The sequence below is a fragment of the Psychrobacter sp. UBA6291 genome (genome assembly GCF_002439405.1).
Classification (GTDB): Bacteria; Pseudomonadota; Gammaproteobacteria; order Pseudomonadales; family Moraxellaceae; genus Psychrobacter; species Psychrobacter faecalis.
Genome location: NZ_DJUD01000025.1, coordinates 101449 through 119619, shown reverse-complemented (window position 1 = coordinate 119619; position 18171 = coordinate 101449). Strand labels below are relative to the sequence as shown.

Annotated in this window: 16 protein-coding genes and 2 tRNA genes; 6 read left to right on the top strand and 12 right to left on the bottom strand. The window is 44.7% G+C overall.

The genetic code is table 11. From position 1 onward, the window contains the following. Positions 1 to 146: 146 nt before the first annotated feature. From glmU to hisF, 6 genes are all read right to left on the bottom strand, one after another. Positions 147 to 1523: a bifunctional UDP-N-acetylglucosamine diphosphorylase/glucosamine-1-phosphate N-acetyltransferase GlmU gene (glmU, locus tag B3R91_RS04745; protein ID WP_286796675.1), complete on the bottom strand. Its 1377-nt coding sequence runs from the start codon at positions 1521 to 1523 to the stop codon at positions 147 to 149. Between the two features lie 253 nt (positions 1524 to 1776). Further along, the gene (locus B3R91_RS04740) at positions 1777 to 2367 is read right to left on the bottom strand and encodes a phosphatidylglycerophosphatase A family protein (protein WP_286796674.1); all 591 of its coding nucleotides are present in this window, start codon (positions 2365 to 2367) and stop codon (positions 1777 to 1779) included. 3 nt (positions 2368 to 2370) lie between these two features. Further along, the gene (gene thiL, locus B3R91_RS04735) at positions 2371 to 3411 is read right to left on the bottom strand and encodes a thiamine-phosphate kinase (protein WP_286796673.1); all 1041 of its coding nucleotides are present in this window, start codon (positions 3409 to 3411) and stop codon (positions 2371 to 2373) included. A 2-nt stretch (positions 3412 to 3413) separates the two neighbouring features. Continuing rightward, entirely contained in the window at positions 3414 to 4439 is a 1026-nt protein-coding gene (nusB, locus tag B3R91_RS04730; protein ID WP_286796672.1) for a transcription antitermination factor NusB, read from the bottom strand. Positions 4440 to 4718: 279 nt separating this feature from the next. Next, a complete protein-coding gene (gene ribE, locus B3R91_RS04725; protein WP_102077446.1) occupies positions 4719 to 5249 on the bottom strand; it encodes a 6,7-dimethyl-8-ribityllumazine synthase in 531 nt (176 codons plus the stop codon). 139 nt (positions 5250 to 5388) lie between these two features. Continuing rightward, a complete protein-coding gene (hisF, locus tag B3R91_RS04720) occupies positions 5389 to 6171 on the bottom strand; it encodes an imidazole glycerol phosphate synthase subunit HisF (RefSeq protein WP_286796671.1) in 783 nt (260 codons plus the stop codon). A gap of 189 nt (positions 6172 to 6360) precedes the next feature. On the opposite strand from hisF, the gene B3R91_RS04715 reads away from it, so the two are divergent. From B3R91_RS04715 to B3R91_RS04705, 3 genes are read left to right on the top strand one after another with little or no spacing between them, the layout of a single operon-like run. Continuing rightward, on the top strand, positions 6361 to 7548 hold the full coding sequence (locus B3R91_RS04715; protein WP_286796670.1) for a homoserine kinase: 1188 nt from the start codon (positions 6361 to 6363) through the stop codon (positions 7546 to 7548). 49 nt (positions 7549 to 7597) lie between these two features. Further along, on the top strand, positions 7598 to 7906 hold the full coding sequence (locus tag B3R91_RS04710) for a hypothetical protein (RefSeq protein ID WP_286796669.1): 309 nt from the start codon (positions 7598 to 7600) through the stop codon (positions 7904 to 7906). Next, positions 7907 to 8815, top strand: a complete 909-nt coding sequence (locus B3R91_RS04705) for a class II glutamine amidotransferase (RefSeq protein ID WP_191690645.1) — start codon at positions 7907 to 7909, stop codon at positions 8813 to 8815. Positions 8816 to 8849: 34 nt separating this feature from the next. Here the strand turns inward: B3R91_RS04705 and B3R91_RS04700 are convergent, their stop codons facing one another. Further along, positions 8850 to 9407, bottom strand: coding sequence for a YchJ family protein (locus B3R91_RS04700; protein ID WP_286796668.1), 558 nt, complete (start codon positions 9405 to 9407; stop codon positions 8850 to 8852). 43 nt (positions 9408 to 9450) lie between these two features. After that, positions 9451 to 10167 carry a metal-dependent hydrolase gene (locus tag B3R91_RS04695; protein WP_286796667.1) on the bottom strand — a complete coding sequence of 239 codons (717 nt, stop codon included), beginning with the start codon at positions 10165 to 10167 and terminating at the stop codon, positions 9451 to 9453. Between the two features lie 114 nt (positions 10168 to 10281). On the opposite strand from B3R91_RS04695, the gene B3R91_RS04690 reads away from it, so the two are divergent. Both B3R91_RS04690 and acnA read left to right on the top strand, forming a co-directional pair. After that, on the top strand, positions 10282 to 11295 hold the full coding sequence (locus B3R91_RS04690; protein WP_286796666.1) for a DUF3025 domain-containing protein: 1014 nt from the start codon (positions 10282 to 10284) through the stop codon (positions 11293 to 11295). Between the two features lie 428 nt (positions 11296 to 11723). Further along, a complete protein-coding gene (gene acnA / locus B3R91_RS04685; RefSeq protein ID WP_286796665.1) occupies positions 11724 to 14510 on the top strand; it encodes an aconitate hydratase AcnA in 2787 nt (928 codons plus the stop codon). A gap of 88 nt (positions 14511 to 14598) precedes the next feature. On the opposite strand, the gene B3R91_RS04680 is transcribed toward acnA, so the two are convergent. Beyond that, positions 14599 to 15252: a LysE family translocator gene (locus tag B3R91_RS04680; RefSeq protein ID WP_286796664.1), complete on the bottom strand. Its 654-nt coding sequence runs from the start codon at positions 15250 to 15252 to the stop codon at positions 14599 to 14601. A gap of 283 nt (positions 15253 to 15535) precedes the next feature. On the opposite strand from B3R91_RS04680, the gene B3R91_RS04675 reads away from it, so the two are divergent. After that, positions 15536 to 15835, top strand: coding sequence for a hypothetical protein (locus B3R91_RS04675; RefSeq protein ID WP_286796663.1), 300 nt, complete (start codon positions 15536 to 15538; stop codon positions 15833 to 15835). 170 nt (positions 15836 to 16005) lie between these two features. On the opposite strand, the gene B3R91_RS04670 is transcribed toward B3R91_RS04675, so the two are convergent. The 3 genes from B3R91_RS04670 to gltX form a co-directional block, all read right to left on the bottom strand. Then, positions 16006 to 16084, bottom strand: a tRNA-Glu gene (locus B3R91_RS04670). 164 nt (positions 16085 to 16248) lie between these two features. Next, a tRNA-OTHER gene (locus B3R91_RS04665) sits at positions 16249 to 16307 on the bottom strand. Positions 16308 to 16535: 228 nt separating this feature from the next. Then, positions 16536 to 18071 (bottom strand): glutamate--tRNA ligase, encoded by a 1536-nt coding sequence (gene gltX, locus B3R91_RS04660; protein WP_286796662.1) that lies wholly within the window; start codon positions 18069 to 18071, stop codon positions 16536 to 16538. Positions 18072 to 18171: the final 100 nt, after the last annotated feature.

Below are 18171 nucleotides of genomic sequence, written 5' to 3'. Positions count from 1 at the left end.
ATGTTTTCATACCATGTGATTTTGAAAGTTGCCAACACATGGATAATCATTAATCTGTAAATATAAATAAGCAGCACCACAAATTATTGTCGTACTGCTTTAGTGGTTTTACCATCATTTTATCGAGTCAACTATCAGCGCCGCCTTTATTTTTTGGTTGGACGCTGAAAGTCATTTTTTTGTGTTTGGCGCGCACGGCCAAAGGCTAAGGCGCTATCATCGACGTCTTTGGTAATCACTGAGCCTGCCGCAACCGTAGCGGTATCACCAATGGTAACTGGCGCAACCAAGCTGGCGTTAGAGCCAATAAAGGCATTGTCTTCGATGATGGTTTGCGATTTATTGACGCCGTCGTAATTACAGGTAATCACGCCCGCACCGATATTGACATTTGTTCCAACCGTCGCATCACCCACATAACTTAGATGATTGACCTTGCTACCTTGACCGATAGTCGATTTCTTAATCTCGACAAAATTACCTACTTTACTGTTATTAGACAAAACAGTATCAGGGCGTAAATGGGCGAAAGGTCCAATATCGACGCCGTTACCAATGTGCGCACTGTCAATGACGCAGTACGGCTTTAGGTGACAGGCATTACCAATGTGCGCATTTTTAATCACACAGCCAGCTTCGATATAAACGTTGTCACCTAAGACACAATCACCCTCAAACACAACGCCCACATCGACGAATACATCTTGGCCTGCGATCAAGCTGCCACGAATATCAACGCGCGTCGGATCAGCAAACTGGACGCCAGCTTCTTGCAGGTCAGCAACCAACTTACCTTGCCACGTACGCTCCAAGCTGGCAAGCTGTTGGCGGTTATTGACGCCTTCAATCTCAAAGCTATGTTCAGGCTCGATGGCGACAATATTGATGCCTTCAGCAACCGCCATCTTAACAATATCGGTGAGATAGTATTCTTGCTGCGCATTGTCGTTAGACAGCTTTGGCAGATATTTATGCAATAATGCATTATCAACGCAGTAAATACCGCTATTAATCTCTTGGATTTTTTGTTCATCGGCGCTGGCATCTTTTTGCTCAACGATGGCTTCAATATTGCCATCTTTATCGCGTTTGATACGACCAAGACCAAACGGATTGTCTACCGTCAAGGTCAACATCGACATACCATCAGTATTGGCAGATTTTAAAGCTGTCAACGTCTGGCAACTGACCAATGGCACATCACCATATAAAATCAGACTTTGGCCTTCTTGTGGTAACTCAGATAGGGTGACTTTTACTGCATGGCCTGTGCCTAATTGTTCAGTCTGGGCAATCCACGTAATCGGCAAATGCGCATATTGTGCATTAATATCTGCTTGCACTTGCTCGCCGCCAAAACCATGTACAATAATAGTGTCATCAACGGTCAATTGATGACAAGTATCAAGCACATGACCGAGTAACGACTTGCCAGCTAGTGTCTGTAGCACTTTTGGCTTAGCCGACTGCATACGCGTGCCTTTACCAGCCGCGAGGATAATTACCGAAAGAGGAGCTGTCATAGTATTCCTAAAAGAGAGCCTACAAATGTAACAAAATATAATTCTGAATTATAACGCAAATTACGATTTAACTAAAACGCTATGTCGTGACATCTTTGTAAACTGATTATGACATTAGCTGCCTATATATATAAATTGAACAGCAGGCGTTCAGAAAATCTAACCGCTAAATAGGTGAGCGATATAAAAGGCGATAAAGTAGAATTATTTATTGTAAAAACATTTATTTGAGGTTTAAAGGACAAACTTAAGATTAAAAGCTAAAAGAGAAGATAAAGGTATAAATAATCACCCAAACGGCTGCCGCCATCACTCCCGCAATAATATCATCGAGCATAATACCGAGGCCGCCTGCGACTTTTTTATCTGCCCAACCAATCGGTGGCGGCTTAATAATGTCAAAAAAGCGGAATAATATAAAGGCGATAATAATGGCTACGATAGTAGGGATTTGGGTGATATTTTGCCAAAAACTGCCATTGGCGATTCCCATATAAGATAGCGGTAGTAATGTAAGCCACATACCAGCCCACTCATCCCAAACGATGTGCGGGTTATCATGACCGCCCATCAGCTCTGAGGTACGACCGCATATCGAATTACCAAGCAAACAAGCTAAAATGGTAATAATCAAAAACGGCACAAAGCCTAGGCTTAATAATGGTATCGCAACGATTAAAGCGCCAACCGTACCCCAAGTGCCGGGTGCACGGCGCGGCAGACCGCTACCTAGACCGATACCAAGCCAATAAACCAAACGATCAAACGCGCTGGCATTGGCGGGTAGAGGCGGGCAATCATTGGCTTGTCGGATATCAGGCTTAGATAGGTTGTGATCAATCATGGGTTAACCTGCAAAATGTTGGTAACCCGTCAGATTGGGCCAAGTAGGAAATGGGGCGGGATGCGTCGGTGTGACTGCTAGGCCTTGATAAAAAATCTCGGGTCGTACATTTTTAGCAGTATCTGCCTTGTTTGCGGCTATGACTTCACCGATACAGGTCACAGGCGTGTCGCTATTATTATCAATCGGTGGCTCGATATGGGCAGGCAAGGTAAAAGCCAGCTCATAATCATCACCGCCTGCCAACTGACATAATAGGCGCTCAGACAGACCAACGCTTGCCAATGCTTTACTGGTAGGCAGCTGCTCAAGGTAAATGCGCATACCAACGGCGCTTTGCTCACAGATATGCCCAAGGTCTTGATACAGACCATCAGAGATATCTATCATCGAAGTTGCGCCAATTGTTGCCACTGCTGCCCCTAAGGCAATACGCGGCGTTGGCATATGCAGCCGATGGGCAAGCTCAATACCGATAGCAGTATTAGGATGCTGTAGCGCATAAGCAGCATCGCCAAGCGACCCTGAGACATAGATTTTATCGCCGACTTGCGCGCCTGAGCGGTAGACAGCCGGAATGTTTGCAGCCAGTAATCCTTGCGCGCTGACACTAAGCACTAATCTATCACTGCGCGTGGTATCACCGCCAATAAGCGTGATACCAAATAGCTGGCAGGCGTGAAATAAACCTTTAGCAAATTCAGTCAGCCATTGCTCATTGGCCAAACGCTCAGGTAAGGCCAATGCCAATAGAATACTATGTGGCGTTGCGCCCATCGCGGCAACGTCGGAGACGTTAACCGCGACCGCTTTATAGCCGATTTGAAAGGCTAACTGGTTTACGTCATTCCAATCAGCGCTAAAGTGCCGTCCTTGAACGAGAGTATCAATACAACTAACCAAGCGCGCACCTACAGGCAAGCTCATTACTGCCGCATCATCGCCAATGCCTTTTTCGACATTGCGTGCTTCGGCAGTGCTGGACGATGACGGTGCAGCTTGCATTTGCGAAAATATACGCTCAATCAGCTCAAACTCGTTCATGGCTAGTCTTTATTGTTTTCATTAGGAGTAACAAGGTTTGAATCATGTAAGCCTACGTCAGCTGCGTTACTATTCTTATCATTGCTAACATCATTGCTAACATCATTGGTAGATGTGTTTTCTTCTACAGTGCTTTCTTCTGCAGATTTGTCATTAACAATATTATTTGGCGCTTCATTTTTTGCGGCGTCGTTTTTCTTATTGATCTTATAGTCCATAATATTCGCTAGGGCTTTACTCGCGCTATTACGTTTAACACTGGCATTATTGGCACTGATACGTGGTTTGTTTGAAGCAGTTGACGTGCTGTCGAGTTCAGACTCAGCAGTGCTTTCACTGGCTTCTTCAACAGCTGCAGATTGAACTTCAGCCTGCTTAGTATTTGCTTGTGTCGCCGCTTTTTGTGAGGTGCGTAGATTGGCTTTGCTATCGGCATCGACTTCAAGCGCGCGCAATTCAATCGCCATTTTATCAAGGACGGCATTAATCAATTTATGGGCGTCAGTAGCGCCAAAGTGATTGTTTAGCTTCATCGCTTCATCAAGCACGACTTTGTAGGGAATCTCTAAGCGGTTTTGTAGCTCATACGCACCAATCAATAAAATGGCATGTTCGACGGTATCGAGTTTGTCGATGTCACGATCAAGGTGCTGACTGATTAGCGCATCGAGAGCGTCAATCTGCTCTGGAATATCGCGCATCATTTCATGATAGTAGCCAATATGAACGGTATGCATGGCATTGGTCGCGCGCGTACGGGCAGCGATATCATGCGGCGCATTGTCCTTCCAGCCAAGCTTGCCATCGATATCAAAACGGCGATCGGTAACCAACCACTCATATAGGCCTTGCATCGCAAAGCGACGAGCCTTACGCACAGCAGTGTGGCTAGTCTTATAAGACGTTTCACTCATATCAAAGGTTTGCTCACCCGCGCTGCTGCTCGCGATACGAGTAGCTTCAGCTTGTGCATCATTGGCTTGGGCGGTTTTTGCAGCGCTAATGGCGCGCTTGAGTTGGTCAGTCATAGGGGGTCAATACCTAAATTTTAAATAACTATTATTTTAAACAAGTATCTTGGCGCAAATAACAAGCTTGGCAAAGACAGCAAGTTGTAAGAAATAGTATAAAAGTTGTTAAATAGTAGACGACTGGCAGGCTGTGACAGTCAGATATTAAAACGGTGCTTTATAGAACTGTTTATAGTGCTTTGTACTATCATATTGGCGCTGCGGTCTATATCAAAAGTGACATCAGTCGCAGCGCCAATTAAATAACGAATAAAGCTTTATAAAATGAAGATTTAATTATGCGTCATCATTATTATCATAGTCATCAGCAATGTCTAACTGTGATAGAACCGCTAGCATCTCAAGCACAACCATCGCTGCTTCTGAGCCTTTATTACCGGCTTTGGTACCAGAGCGCTCAATCGCTTGCTCGATGCTGTCAGTGGTCAATACACCGTTGGCAACAGGGATATTATAATCAATTGCAACGCTGCTTAAACCTTTGGCAGATTCGCTCGCCACAAAGTCAAAATGCGGCGTGCTACCACGGATAATCGCACCTAACGCAATGATGGCATCAAAGCGATCAGACTCAGCGGCGCGCTGAGCAACGAGTGGCAACTCAAAAGCACCCGGCACGCGAATCACGGTAATGTTGCTACCCAATACGCCATGGCGAAGTAGGGCATCGATTGCGCCATCTACCAATGACTCAACGACAAAACCGTTAAAACGACCGACGACGATACCAATGCGCGCATCTTCATTTTGATGTAAATTGCCATCGATATGGGTAATATCATTGCGCTGCTGTTGTAAATTTGACATAAGAAAATCCTTTGGGTAAGTAGCGTTTAAAACAAAATTTTTATGTAAAATCTCGATTGTTTTCAATAGTTAACTGAAAAAAATAAATAAGTAGCGCTATGATACCATTTTTTGCATAGGCATTGATATTTTAGCAATCTTAAAGACGCATCTGTATGCCTTGCGCGGCCATATATGCTTTGGCCTCTTGCACGGTATATTCGCCAAAGTGAAAAATGCTGGCCGCAAGTACGGCATCGACTCCGCCTTCTAATACGCCTTCTGCTAAATGTTGTAAGTTACCAACGCCGCCCGAAGCAATGACGGGCACATTCACACGGCTGGTAATCTGCTTCATTAAAGCCAAATCATAGCCTTTTTTGGTACCGTCACCATCCATTGAGGTGACCAGCAATTCGCCAGCGCCGAGAGCAGCCATTTTACTTGCCCAAGCAACCGCATCAATACCGGTTGGCTTACGACCACCGTGGGTGAAAATCTCCCAACGCGGCATGATGATGCCATCAACTTCAATATCTTCAACGCGTTTGGCATCGATAGCCACGACGATACATTGATTACCAAATTTCTGTGCCGCCTCCCCAACGAACTCAGGGGTAAATACCGCTGCTGAATTAATCGCTACTTTATCCGCGCCTGCATTGAGCAAATTACGAATATCAGCGATTTTACGCACACCGCCACCAACTGTTAGTGGTACAAACACAGTTTCAGCCATACGCTCAACGGTATGATAAGTGGTGTCGCGCTCATCATTGGTCGCCGTAATGTCTAAAAAAGTAATCTCATCGGCGCCTTGCTCGTTATAGCGCTTAGCGACTTCGACAGGGTCGCCGGCGTCTTTGATGTCGACAAACTGTACGCCTTTGACTACACGGCCATTATCCACATCCAAACAAGGAATGATACGCTTTGCTAACATAGGGGTTTTCGCCTTATAATCAATTCATTCTTTTACGCACTAGTCTAGCAAAATCACCGCCATATCAGGCAGCTTTTCGCAAGATTATTATGCTTTTAACCAAAGTTTGCTCATGCGCGGTACAATCACTGTCATTACCGTCGATATTTATCCTATTTACCTTCTTTTAATTGCCATAAGTGAGATGTCATGTCCGTCTATACCCAGTTAACCGATGACCAGTTTGCCGCTTTTTGCCAGCGTTTTGGCGTCTCATTTGCGCGTGCCATTCCGATTACCCAAGGTATCAAAAACTCTAACTGGTTTATTCAGACGACTGATGATGTAGATGGCGCGCACTCTTATGTATTTACTTTATTTGAAGAGCGTCCACCAGAAGACATCGAAAAAATGGCGGTTATCCTTAATCAACTGGATGGTAAATTGCCAGTCGCTGCGCCGTTAGCATTGCTTGATTTAGGCGCTGATAGCGCAGAAAAAGGCTATGTCATACGCTACGATAATAAAGCGATTACCCTCGTGCCTTGTCTGGCTGGCGCGCATCCACAGCAGACGACGCAAGCGATGTGTCACGAAATTGGCGCCGCTTTAGCCATGCTGCATGAGACCTTACAAGCACTGCAACCTGCGGAAGAATATGGCGTGCCTTTATACCCATGGGCGGAAGTACGCGACCGTGAAATGCAGTTTATGCCGGGTGACGAAGCCAAGCTCATGAGCGATATTTGGCAGTCATATAGCGAATTACCGCTTGCGACGTTGCCAAAAGGCTTATGCCATTTAGACATGTTCGCTGATAATACCTTATGGGACTTATCGTTAAGTAATAGCCAAAAAGGCGCAGCGCGTTTAACGGGATTGTTAGACTTTACCGAAGTCAGCGTCGAGCATTATGTGATGGATATTGCCATTACCATTAATGATTTTTGTACGACTTGGGGCGATGCCGAGCAAGGCGAAACCGTCAATTTTGATCGCAGTAAAATGGCGGCTTTTTTGCAAGGCTATGAGTCAAAACGTCAGCTTGGCGAAGATGAAAAACGCGCTTTACCAGTGATGCTCGCCAAGGCGGCGGTGATTTTTTGGCTATTGCGTTTAAACGTTATCCACTATAACCGTACCGAAGGTCGCACTGGCGATAATATCATGGTCAAAAACCCTGACCTGATGAAACGCTTAGCGGCTTATCATTGGTCACATGTTGAAAAAGAACAAAATACGGTTTTTGTATTGTTAAATAATCAATCAGCGGCGCAAAAAAACACTCAGATAATCGGTATTTTTAGCAATATCACCCAAGCTGAGCAAGCACGTGATAAATTAAGTAATAGCAGTGATTTTGCAATTAAAGAATATACGCTCGACCAATTAGCATAGATTGTTATTGTTCGACCATTCCTGTATCAAAACCATAAAGGCGGATCCCATGACCGATCAAGTTGATAACTGGCACAAACTGGCACGCTACGATACCAATATGCAAGGCGAGCTGCATGCCAATCTGCTGCGTAACAACGGCATTACGGTGTCACTGCAACCGCTGAGTGCCATGCCCGGTATGAATTCTGGGATTGTGCTGTGGATACAAGATATAGATTTGGCGCATGCGCAGCGTATTTTGGCGAATATCGATACCGATGGGGCAACGCCTTATGAGATGTTTGATGAAGTGTCAGAAGCTACTCTAAACCCTCCTTTAAATTCTGCAAAAGACAACAACGGCGGTGAAGTATAAATGTGTCAACTCTTAGGAATGAACTGTAATACCCCAACCGATATTGGTTTTAGTTTTGCAGGCTTTCGTCGTCGCGGCGGCATGACCGACAGCCACGAAGATGGCTTTGGTATTGCGTTTTTTGAGCGCAGTGAATGTGCCAATAATGATAAAACAGCCAACGCTTCGACTGGTTTGCGACTGTTTCATGACAATCATCCGAGCCATCTATCGCCCGTGGCTGATTTGGTGAATAATTATCCGATTAAAGCCATGAACGTCATCGCCCACATTCGTAAAGCGACCCAAGGGCAGAATTGCTTGGCCAATACCCATCCTTTCGTCCGCGAAGTCTGGGGCGAGCAGTGGGTTTTTGCCCATAACGGACAGATGAATAGCGAATTTATCAAACGCTGTCAGCGCCTGCAAGACAATGGCAATGCCTCACATTGCCAGCCAGTCGGTAATACCGATTCTGAAATGGCGTTTTGTTATCTCGTTAATCGCCTAAAAAGCAGCTTTAAAACTCGCCCCGATGATCAAACGCTGTTTAATTTTTTAACCACTCAATGTCGTTATCTATCCGCAAACGGTTTGTTTAACTGCCTAATTTCAAACGGTCGGTGGCAGCTGGCTTATGCTGGTAGCTTATTGTTTTATCTCACGCGTAAAGCACCGTTTGGCGAAGCAAAGCTTGCTGATGATGATTTGGCCATTAACTTTGGTGATGTGACTACCGACAGCGATAAAGTTACGATATTGGTCACCGTGCCATTGACTGAAAATGAAAAGTGGCAACAGTTAGCCGTCAATGAATGCCTGATATTCCAAGATGGCGATGTCATTTATAAAGACAGTCCAAGCCAGCGTAAGTTTTTAACCATTGACGAAGGCATTGCGGTAGCACGGGCGGTTGGGGCGAGTGTTTAGAATTGGCAAGTATTTAATGTTGATTAAATATCAGTTAGATATAAGCGCCACAACAGCGCTTAAATTTCTCACCCGAGCCACAAATACAGGGCTGTTTCTGGCTGACGGACATAGAAACAGTTGGGTCGAGGAAGTACCAACGCGCATTATTACTGTTTTTGTCTGTTACTTTTACAAAGGCAGATAACTCATGATGTGCTTGCAAGTTCTCATTGGTCTTAAAATAAGCTTTAAATTCAACCTGCGCATGACGTTTACCCAACTTCGGCGTGTGCGTAATGATTTCCAATCCTGCCCAAACCGTCTTTTTTGCCCAAGACTCAATAGCCTTGATATCAAGTAATGCTTGCTGTGCGGGTAGCGTTGTCTTGACGATGTATTCTGGTTTAATCAAGACAAAGGCGCTATAACGCGACCGCATAAGACGTTCAGCAGAGTCAGGCTTTGCGCCATTATCTTTATCAGCTTCGTTATTTAAAAGCCCGTCATGATAAGGCTGGCAGCAATCTTGATAAAGTAGCGGTGCGCCAATAGCATTTGCATTTGAGACTGGGTTAATTTGGCAAGGGCAGATTGGTAGGGAAAGTGACATTATTTACTCGTGTATTATTCATTTTTTAACGGTTCTATAAATTTTAATTGAGCCAGTTTTTTATCAATTCTGGCCATAGTCCCAGTTTAAGCTTTGCCCAAGGTTCGGGGTCACGCAGCTGCTGCCAAAACTCAGCAAATGGCGGCGCAAAATATACCAAGAGCGCAAGGATGACGTACAGGAGCAGATACCACCATTTATCTTTATGCTGATAAAACTTCATCGCTGTACCCGATGAGCGCTTCATTTTCATATTGGACAAATTCACACTATATAGCTCATCCAATGCCAAATGTACCATGGCGCCGCCAAATAAGAACAAGCCGTAAAACCAGCTAACCGTCAACGGTAAGTTTAAAATATCGTAGCTGATATAGGTCATCCCGAGTCCCATTATCGCCATGTAGGGTACCGAATGAATGACGCCGCGGTGCACGGTCATGTTGGTAAAAATCGAAAATACCACATAACGCATAAAGCCGTAGCCCGCCAGCCACAATGCAATGAGCGCCAATAAACTCAGCTCACTGCGCCAATGCATCACCAGACCAAAGGCAAACATAAACGAGGTAATATTAAACCCAAGCTTAATCGGCGTCGAATTATCAGAATCCAAATCAGGCAACAGTCCTCCGATGGTACCGAGTGCCGCGCACATCAAAAACCCTGAATCATCAATCAAGCCCGCTTTATAAACCGCAAGACTCATCGTACCACTTGCCATGAATGCAACATTTAAGTGGGTGTTAAAATTAGCCATAAAAACTCATCAATAAATAGCGCACGAAATTTGTATTTCAAGCGGCTTGTCTAGCCGTAAAAAAGCGCTCCATGATACCATAGCCACGCCAGTCGTCTAATAGAGATAATGAACATGACCGCCACCGATTTACCTGCCAAGCTTTATCGAAATGCTACTTCTGATGCATCTATTAATAAACCATTTGCATGCGCCAGCAAGCTTGATGACAGCTTTGCTGCTATTGACTGGCAAGCGCCATGGCTGTGTCATTTAAACCAGTTAGGCTATATAAGTAAATCCATTACACCGCTAAGCGGCTTAAAAAATGACCCTGCTCAGACAGATAAACTCGAACAGACGCCTGATATCATCGCCAAGGTTTTAAATAGCGCATTACAGAAGCATGCTGATGATTTACAACAGCCATTACCGCAAACCAAACCTGCGCTAAACAATCAAGCGCACACCTTACAATTCGTTTCACAAAATGAGCTGCCAGAAGGCGAAGCGTACGAGCGCTTTATCGGCACCACCGGTAATATCCCCACCCGTGATAATTTGCATGATTTATTTAACGGTAGTATTTGGCTCACCTTTCCCAAGACTAAAGCCCTGCTGAATTATTATCATATGCTTGAGATTAAGGAGCAAGGTATTGGCGCCAGTCGCGGCCGTGTCCGCGATACCATTACCGTCTTTGATGAAAATGGCGCGATATTGGTCACCGCTGAGTCTAGTATCGGTAAGGCGTTGATTGATTTTAATTGGCAGGAAAGTTTGGTTGCACCGCGTGACAAATGGGACGAGCCAAAGCAACTTAATAAACAAGCTCAAGCAGCAGTTTATATTTTTGGTCATGCACTGTTAGAAAAGCTACTGTACCCACGCAAAGCATTATGCGCCCATAGTATCGTGATAAATGTCACGCAAGAATTTTTTGCCCTATCGCTATCTGAGCGTATCAATCATTTGGATCAAAAAGTGGCCGATTATATGGACGCGCTTTTATCACAGCCGGATGTCACCCCGCGCAAACTGTCGCCATTGCCCATTTTGGGCGTGCCATACTATTGGGCAGAAAATGTCCAGCCGAGCTTTTATGATGATAGCCACGTCTTTCGGAGCGGTCGTCGTAGTCAAAGTTAAAAGATATGGGCACACCTTGTCCGGTAAACGTTGAATTTTAACTGCTAAAGCATTGTCGTGGTTACGATTGTGCCACGATTCAACACCATCTAGTCGTTAACAAAGTGCTGCTTATTTGTTATGGTAAAAGGACGTTACAGTTAAACGCTAAACAGATGCATATATCTTTTGTTAATGGCGATTTTGTTCACCTCACCGTTATCAATAAACATTTATTCAAATAAAAGCACCGTTAACTACTGTACTTAGCACTTGTTAAAAACGAGCGCTTATTAAAAAATAGGTGTCGCCATTCGATTTAAGCACATTCATTTAAATTAAGAAGAAATAAGCCACCAGTTATCAGCATAAATTGCCATGCATTCACAATCGTATTAATGGCATAAGGATTTATGCTTAGGATCTATAACAACGATAAGGAAGCTACCATGAGTGATATTTTTAATGTAAAAGACACGATTGCAGTCGCTGGCAAGGAGCATGCTTATTATAGCTTGCCAAAGCTGACTGACACTTACGAGAACATTAGCAAATTGCCATTTTGCATGAAAATCGTCTTAGAAAACCTACTGCGTAATGAAGACGACGGTCAATCTGTCGGCAAAAACCATATCGAAGCCGTTGCCAATTGGGATGCTGGCGCAGAAGCGTCAAAAGAAATCGCCTTTATGCCAGCGCGTGTGGTCCTGCAGGATTTCACTGGTGTACCATCAGTGGTGGATTTGGCAGCGATGCGTGATGCGGTCGTTGAGCTTGGCGGTCGTGCCGAGCAAATTAACCCCTTTATTCCAAGTGAGTTGGTGGTTGACCACTCAGTACAGGTCGACGCTTATGGCCGCGAAGATGCGCTAGACTTAAACGAGAAAATTGAGTTTAAGCGCAATAATGAGCGTTATGAGTTTTTACATTGGGGCAAGAACGCCTTTAAAAACTTTGTCGTTGTGCCACCAGCAACCGGTATTGTGCATCAGGTTAACTTAGAATATTTAGCGCGCGTGGTAATGGCTGCTGAAGTAGACGGAGAGCTGACCGCGTATCCAGATACGGTATTTGGTACAGACAGTCACACGACGATGATTAATGGTATTGGCGTACTCGGTTGGGGTGTCGGCGGTATCGAAGCGGAAGCGGCGATGCTTGGTCAGCCATCCTCAATGCTCATTCCACAAGTGGTCGGTTTTGAGCTCAAAGGCAAATTGACCGAAGGCGTGACCGCAACGGATTTGGTACTACGCGTGGTTGAGATGTTACGTGCTCACGGTGTGGTAGGTAAATTCGTCGAATTTTATGGCGAAGGTTTACACAGTATGCCACTCGCTGACCGTGCAACCATTGCTAATATGTCACCAGAATACGGTGCGACTTGCGGTATTTTCCCGATTGACCAAATGGCGATTGATTATCTGCGTCTGTCAGGTCGTGAAGAAAGTCAGATTGAGCTGGTTGAAAAATATGCCAAAGCACAAGGCTTATGGCACGATGCCGATACCCCAGCGGCGACGTATTCAAGTAAGCTTGAGCTGGACTTATCATCGGTGAAACCAGCCCTTGCCGGTCCTAACTTGCCACAGCAGCGTATCAATTTGTCTGATATGCATGAGAAGTTTGGCGAAACGCTAGAGAAAATGACCAAAGACCGTAAGTCAGAAATCGATGGTAAGGTGCGCTTTGACCAAGAAGGTGCGCAGCAAGAGCAAGCCGATAGACTATATGCCAAGCCTAATGTCTTCTCTGACGTTAATATCGATGATAAGAGCCACAAACTGCGTGATGGTTCGGTGGTTATCGCCGCGATTACCTCTTGTACCAACACCTCAAACCCGGCGGTGATGATTGGTGCTGGTTTGGTGGCGAAAAAAGCCGCTGCCAAAGGTTTAAAAGCCAAGCCTTGGGTAAAAACCTCATTGGCACCAGGCTCAAAAGTTGTTACCGATTATCTTGAAAAAACCAAACTGATGGATGAGCTAGAGAAAACAGGCTTCTATTTGGTTGGTTATGGTTGTACCACATGTATCGGTAACTCAGGCCCACTCTTAGAGTCGATTGAACAAGGTATCAAAGAAAACGATTTGGTTGCCGCTGCGGTGTTATCGGGTAACCGTAACTTTGAAGGGCGTATTCACTCGCACGTCAAGGCCAGTTACTTGGCGTCGCCACCGCTGGTGGTTGCTTATGCGCTGGCAGGGACGGTTGATATTGACTTGACCACCCATCCGCTAGGACAAGACCAAGACGGTAACGATGTCTACCTAAAGGATATTTGGCCAACGTCTGATGAAATTAATGAATTAATTGCCAATAATATCGACGCCGATATGTTCCGTAAAAACTACGGCGAAGTATTTGACGGTAGTGCTGCATGGAACGCCATTAGCTCAGCCGATAGTCAGCTGTATCCATGGAGCGAAAAGTCTACTTATATCAAAAACCCACCGTTCTTTGATGGCATGACCATGGAGCCAGAAGGTATCCCTGATATCGAAGGCGCGCGTATCTTGGGTCTATTTGGCGATTCAATCACCACTGACCATATCTCGCCAGCTGGTAATATCGATGCTAATTCTCCTGCGGGTAAGTACTTGCAAGAGCGTGGTGTGATGCCAGCCGACTTTAATAGTTATGGCTCACGCCGTGGTAACGATGCGGTCATGACCCGCGGTACTTTTGCCAATATCCGTATCAAAAACCAGATGATGGGCGGTAAAGAAGGCGGCTATACTTACTACTTTAAAGGCGACAACGCCACACTCCAAGACGGCGAAGAAATGCCCATCTATGACGCGGCAATGAAGTATAAAGAAGATCAGCGCCCACTTGTGGTACTTGGCGGTGCAGAATATGGGTCTGGATCAAGCCGTGACTGGGCAGCGAAGGGTACGATTTTGCTCGGCGTAAAAGCGGTATTGACCAGCTCGTTTGAGCGTATTCACCGCTCAAACTTAGTTGGTATGGGCGTGTTGCCATTAACCTTTAAAGATGATGAAAACGCCGATACTTATCACCTAGACGGTTCTGAAGTGCTAAGTATCACAGGCCTTGATAATGGTGAGAGTAAAACCGCAACAGTGACGGCGACCCGTGCTGATGGTTCAACTGAAACCTTTGAGGTAAACGTCATGCTACAGACGCCAAAAGAGCGCGAATACGTGCGTCATGGCGGCGTATTGCACTATGTACTACGTCAGCTGGCTGCTGAGAGCAAAAACGCAGCGTAATATTTAATTAAAGTGAGAATAAGAAAAGCCCGGTCGTGATGACTGGGCTTTTTTATGCGCAATACTTTTTAATTCGTTATTTTTACCTTTAACCCTTCTCAGTCAATAGCTTAATACCTAAGCCAATAAACACCACTCCACTAATTTTATTTAAAATAGATTCGATAGCTGGATTCTCTCGCAGCTTTTCACTGAATTTTGACGCCAGTAATGCCAAACATAAACACCATATAAAACCAGTGATGGCAAAGGTTAGTCCCAAAAGTAAAAAGGACAAGGTGCTATTCGCATAGTTAGGATTGATAAATTGCGGAAAGAAAGCCAAAAAGAATAGCGCGACTTTTGGATTAAAGGTATTGGTGAGCATACCTTGCTTATATATTTGCCAATAATCTAAAGTCTTAGCAGAAGAAGGTTTTCCGTTTTCTTGTAAACTCGCGCCTATCAAAGGCTGCTGTTTACTCATAAGCATTTTGACGCCTAGATAGCACAAATAGCTAGCACCTATATATTTAACAATCATAAATGCGGTAGGAGAGTTGGCCAGTAAAACGGATAAGCCCAGCGCCGCCAATAACGTATGTACTAAAATCCCTGAGATAATACCAAGCACGGAATAAAACCCCGCCGTTTGCCCCTGTGAAATACTGCGGGTGATGATATACATGCTATCGCTGCCAGGGGTCAGGTTTAACAAGATAGCCGCCAAGACAAACCCTAGGTAATTCTCGATACCAAACATCGTAAATCCCTTTGTTTTAATAAACCTAATTATCCATGTGTAATGTAATAAAACTTTTATACATTTTATAAAATTATTACAGAGTAGATAGCATTGGCTGTGTTAGCAATAGAGTAAATTACTCAATAAATACTAATTTTAGAAAGCATAATACACATTCTACACTCAAGCTCTGTGAAATGGATAAAATGTAAATATATTATGAAAATCGCAAAAATTGCAGTTTGAACTCTGATAATATATCAGAAGTAAATAAAACTTTTGTTGATAACAAGGATTTGAGATGAGAAGTTTGGCTTATACCGTTGCTTTATCTATTTTTGCTACGACTGCTGGGTTAAGTGCCGCGCATGCTGAGAGAGTTTGCGAAGTAACAGATCCGACTGAAACACCGTTAAATATCCGCGATGAACCAAATGGTAAGATTATCAATAAACTACGTAACGATCGTGAAGTTTATATCACAGAAACCACTTACGATAATAAAGACCGTCCTTGGGTGTATCTAGAAGGGTACTATCAAGGAGAATACAGACAATGGGGTTGGGCGATTAGAGAATTTGTCTCTTGCTATGATCGTTGATATAGTAACTTCAGCTTATCCAAACCATAATAAACTGACTATAACAAAACTAACAGACGTAAAAAATCCCAGTCACCGTATGATGACTAGGATTTTTTATTGTGCGCTTATTAGTCTAATCTGATGCTTAAAGGCGCTAAGCAAAAGTGCTAATCATTGACGCCGAATAGTGGCGTCCCCAGGGGGATTCGAACCCCCGTTACCGCCGTGAAAGGGCGGTGTCCTAGGCCNNCTCTAGACGATGGGGACGCATAGAGTATCATAATCACTATTTTACAATAGCATTACAACAGTACTTCACAATATCAGAGTGCTTATCTATTAATAGATCAAGCCTTGCCTAGGTGCTGATATCGTCCTACTAGCGAGTATTTATCAAAGTGTCAGTAAACTAAACGTTGCGATAAATAGTATGGTGGAGCTAAACGGAGTCGAACCGTTGACCNNGCTCTACCAACTGAGCTATAGCCCCTCGCTAAGAGTGTGCGTATTTTAGGTAAGACCAGCAGTCTTGTCAACCGCTATTTTAAAAATAATGCATAAATTTGCAAAAAAAGTTAGTAAAAGTATTTAAATGGCTAATTATGGGCACTTTAGTACGGAGATGAATATAAAAAAAGGCCAGTAGTAGCCTGACCCTTTTTTATTACTTATGCATGCTACTCTTAATTAACCAGTACAAGGTTATTTAGCAGCCAAACTATTCAGCCGCCAAGAAGTCTGGCAATTCTGCCGCTTGTTTCTCAAGTTTTTTCAGCTTCTTTTTACCAAGGCCACCTAGGACATCAACCGCATGGCGCAAGCGTGTCAGCGTCATATCAGCACCAATAATCGCCATAGAGTTCATGACAGGCGTCGATGAGGTGCTACCAGCGATAGCGATAAAGAACGGCGCCATAAAGTCGCGCATCTTGATATCAAGATGTGCAGCAAGACCTTTTAGGGTGGCATAGATGTTTTCTTCCGTCCACGTCGGCAAGGTTTCTAGCTGCCAAAGCGCCAGTTGTAGCATCTCGGTAATTTGTTCAGGCGTCAGCGACTTATGGGTAAAGCTCTCAGCGGTGATAGCAGGCAGATTTTGGAAATAAAAGCCGCCCCAGTTAACCGCATCAGACAGCAGTTCAATACGTGGTTGAATCGCGGCGGCAATCGCGGTCAGTTTATCGCTGTCACTTGCCCACTCAAGGATTTTATTCTTTAGCTCTTCAGGGCTAAGCGCACGTAGCCATTCCGCATTTAGCCAGTTGAGTTTTTCGATATCGAAAATAGGGCCGCCAAGCGATACACGTTGAATATCAAAGCTGGTAATCATTTCCTCTAAGGTGAATTTCTCCGCTTCATCTGGCATTGAGTAGCCCATACGACCGAGATAATTTAGCAGGGCTTCAGGTAGCACGCCAGCATCACGATAGTAAGTGATAGAGGTTGGGTTTTTACGTTTTGACAGCTTTGATTTATCAGGGTTACGCAGTAGCGGCATATGGCAAAGAACGGGCATCTCCCAACCAAAATACTCATAAAGCAGCTGATGCTTCGGTGCCGAGTTGAGCCATTCTTCACCGCGCATAACATGACTGATTTCCATCAAATGGTCGTCGACGACGTTGGCTAAATGATAGGTTGGCATGCCATCAGTTTTTAGCAGCACTTGCATATCGACTTGCGTCCAAGGAATCTCAACCGTACCGCGTAGCATGTCATGTATCTGGCAGACGCCTTCGGTTGGCACGCGCATACGAATAACGTGCGGTTTGCATTCAGCGACTAATTGCGCGGTTTTTTCTGGCGCTAAATGTGCGCAGCGACCGTCATAGCGCGGCGTTTCGCCATTAGCCATTTGCTCAGCGCGCATGGTATCAAGCTCTTCAGGGGTACAAAAACAGCGGAATGCATGGTCATTTTCTATCAGCTGCTCGGCATGTTTTTTATAAATATCACTACGTTCACTCTGACGATAAGGTGCGTGCGGCCCACCGATATCTGGTCCTTCCGCCCAGTCAAGACCGACCCAACGCAGCGCATCCAAAATCATTTGTTCAGATTGCTCGGTTGAGCGTGTTTGATCGGTGTCCTCAATACGCAAAATAAACTCGCCGCCATGGGCTTTGGCAAAGGCTAAATTAAATAGGGCGATATAAGCGGTGCCGACATGCGGAAAACCAGTTGGAGATGGCGCAATACGCGTACGAATAGAGCGCTTGCTATCAAGGTTGGCTTGGGATGATGTTTGGGTCATAAAAATCTCAGAATATGCTGGTGAATGAATAAAATGGCGAGAAAAGTTAAAGCTCAAGGCGAATAGAGAAATTGAGTCAAAATACGGGTGAAACAGTCGC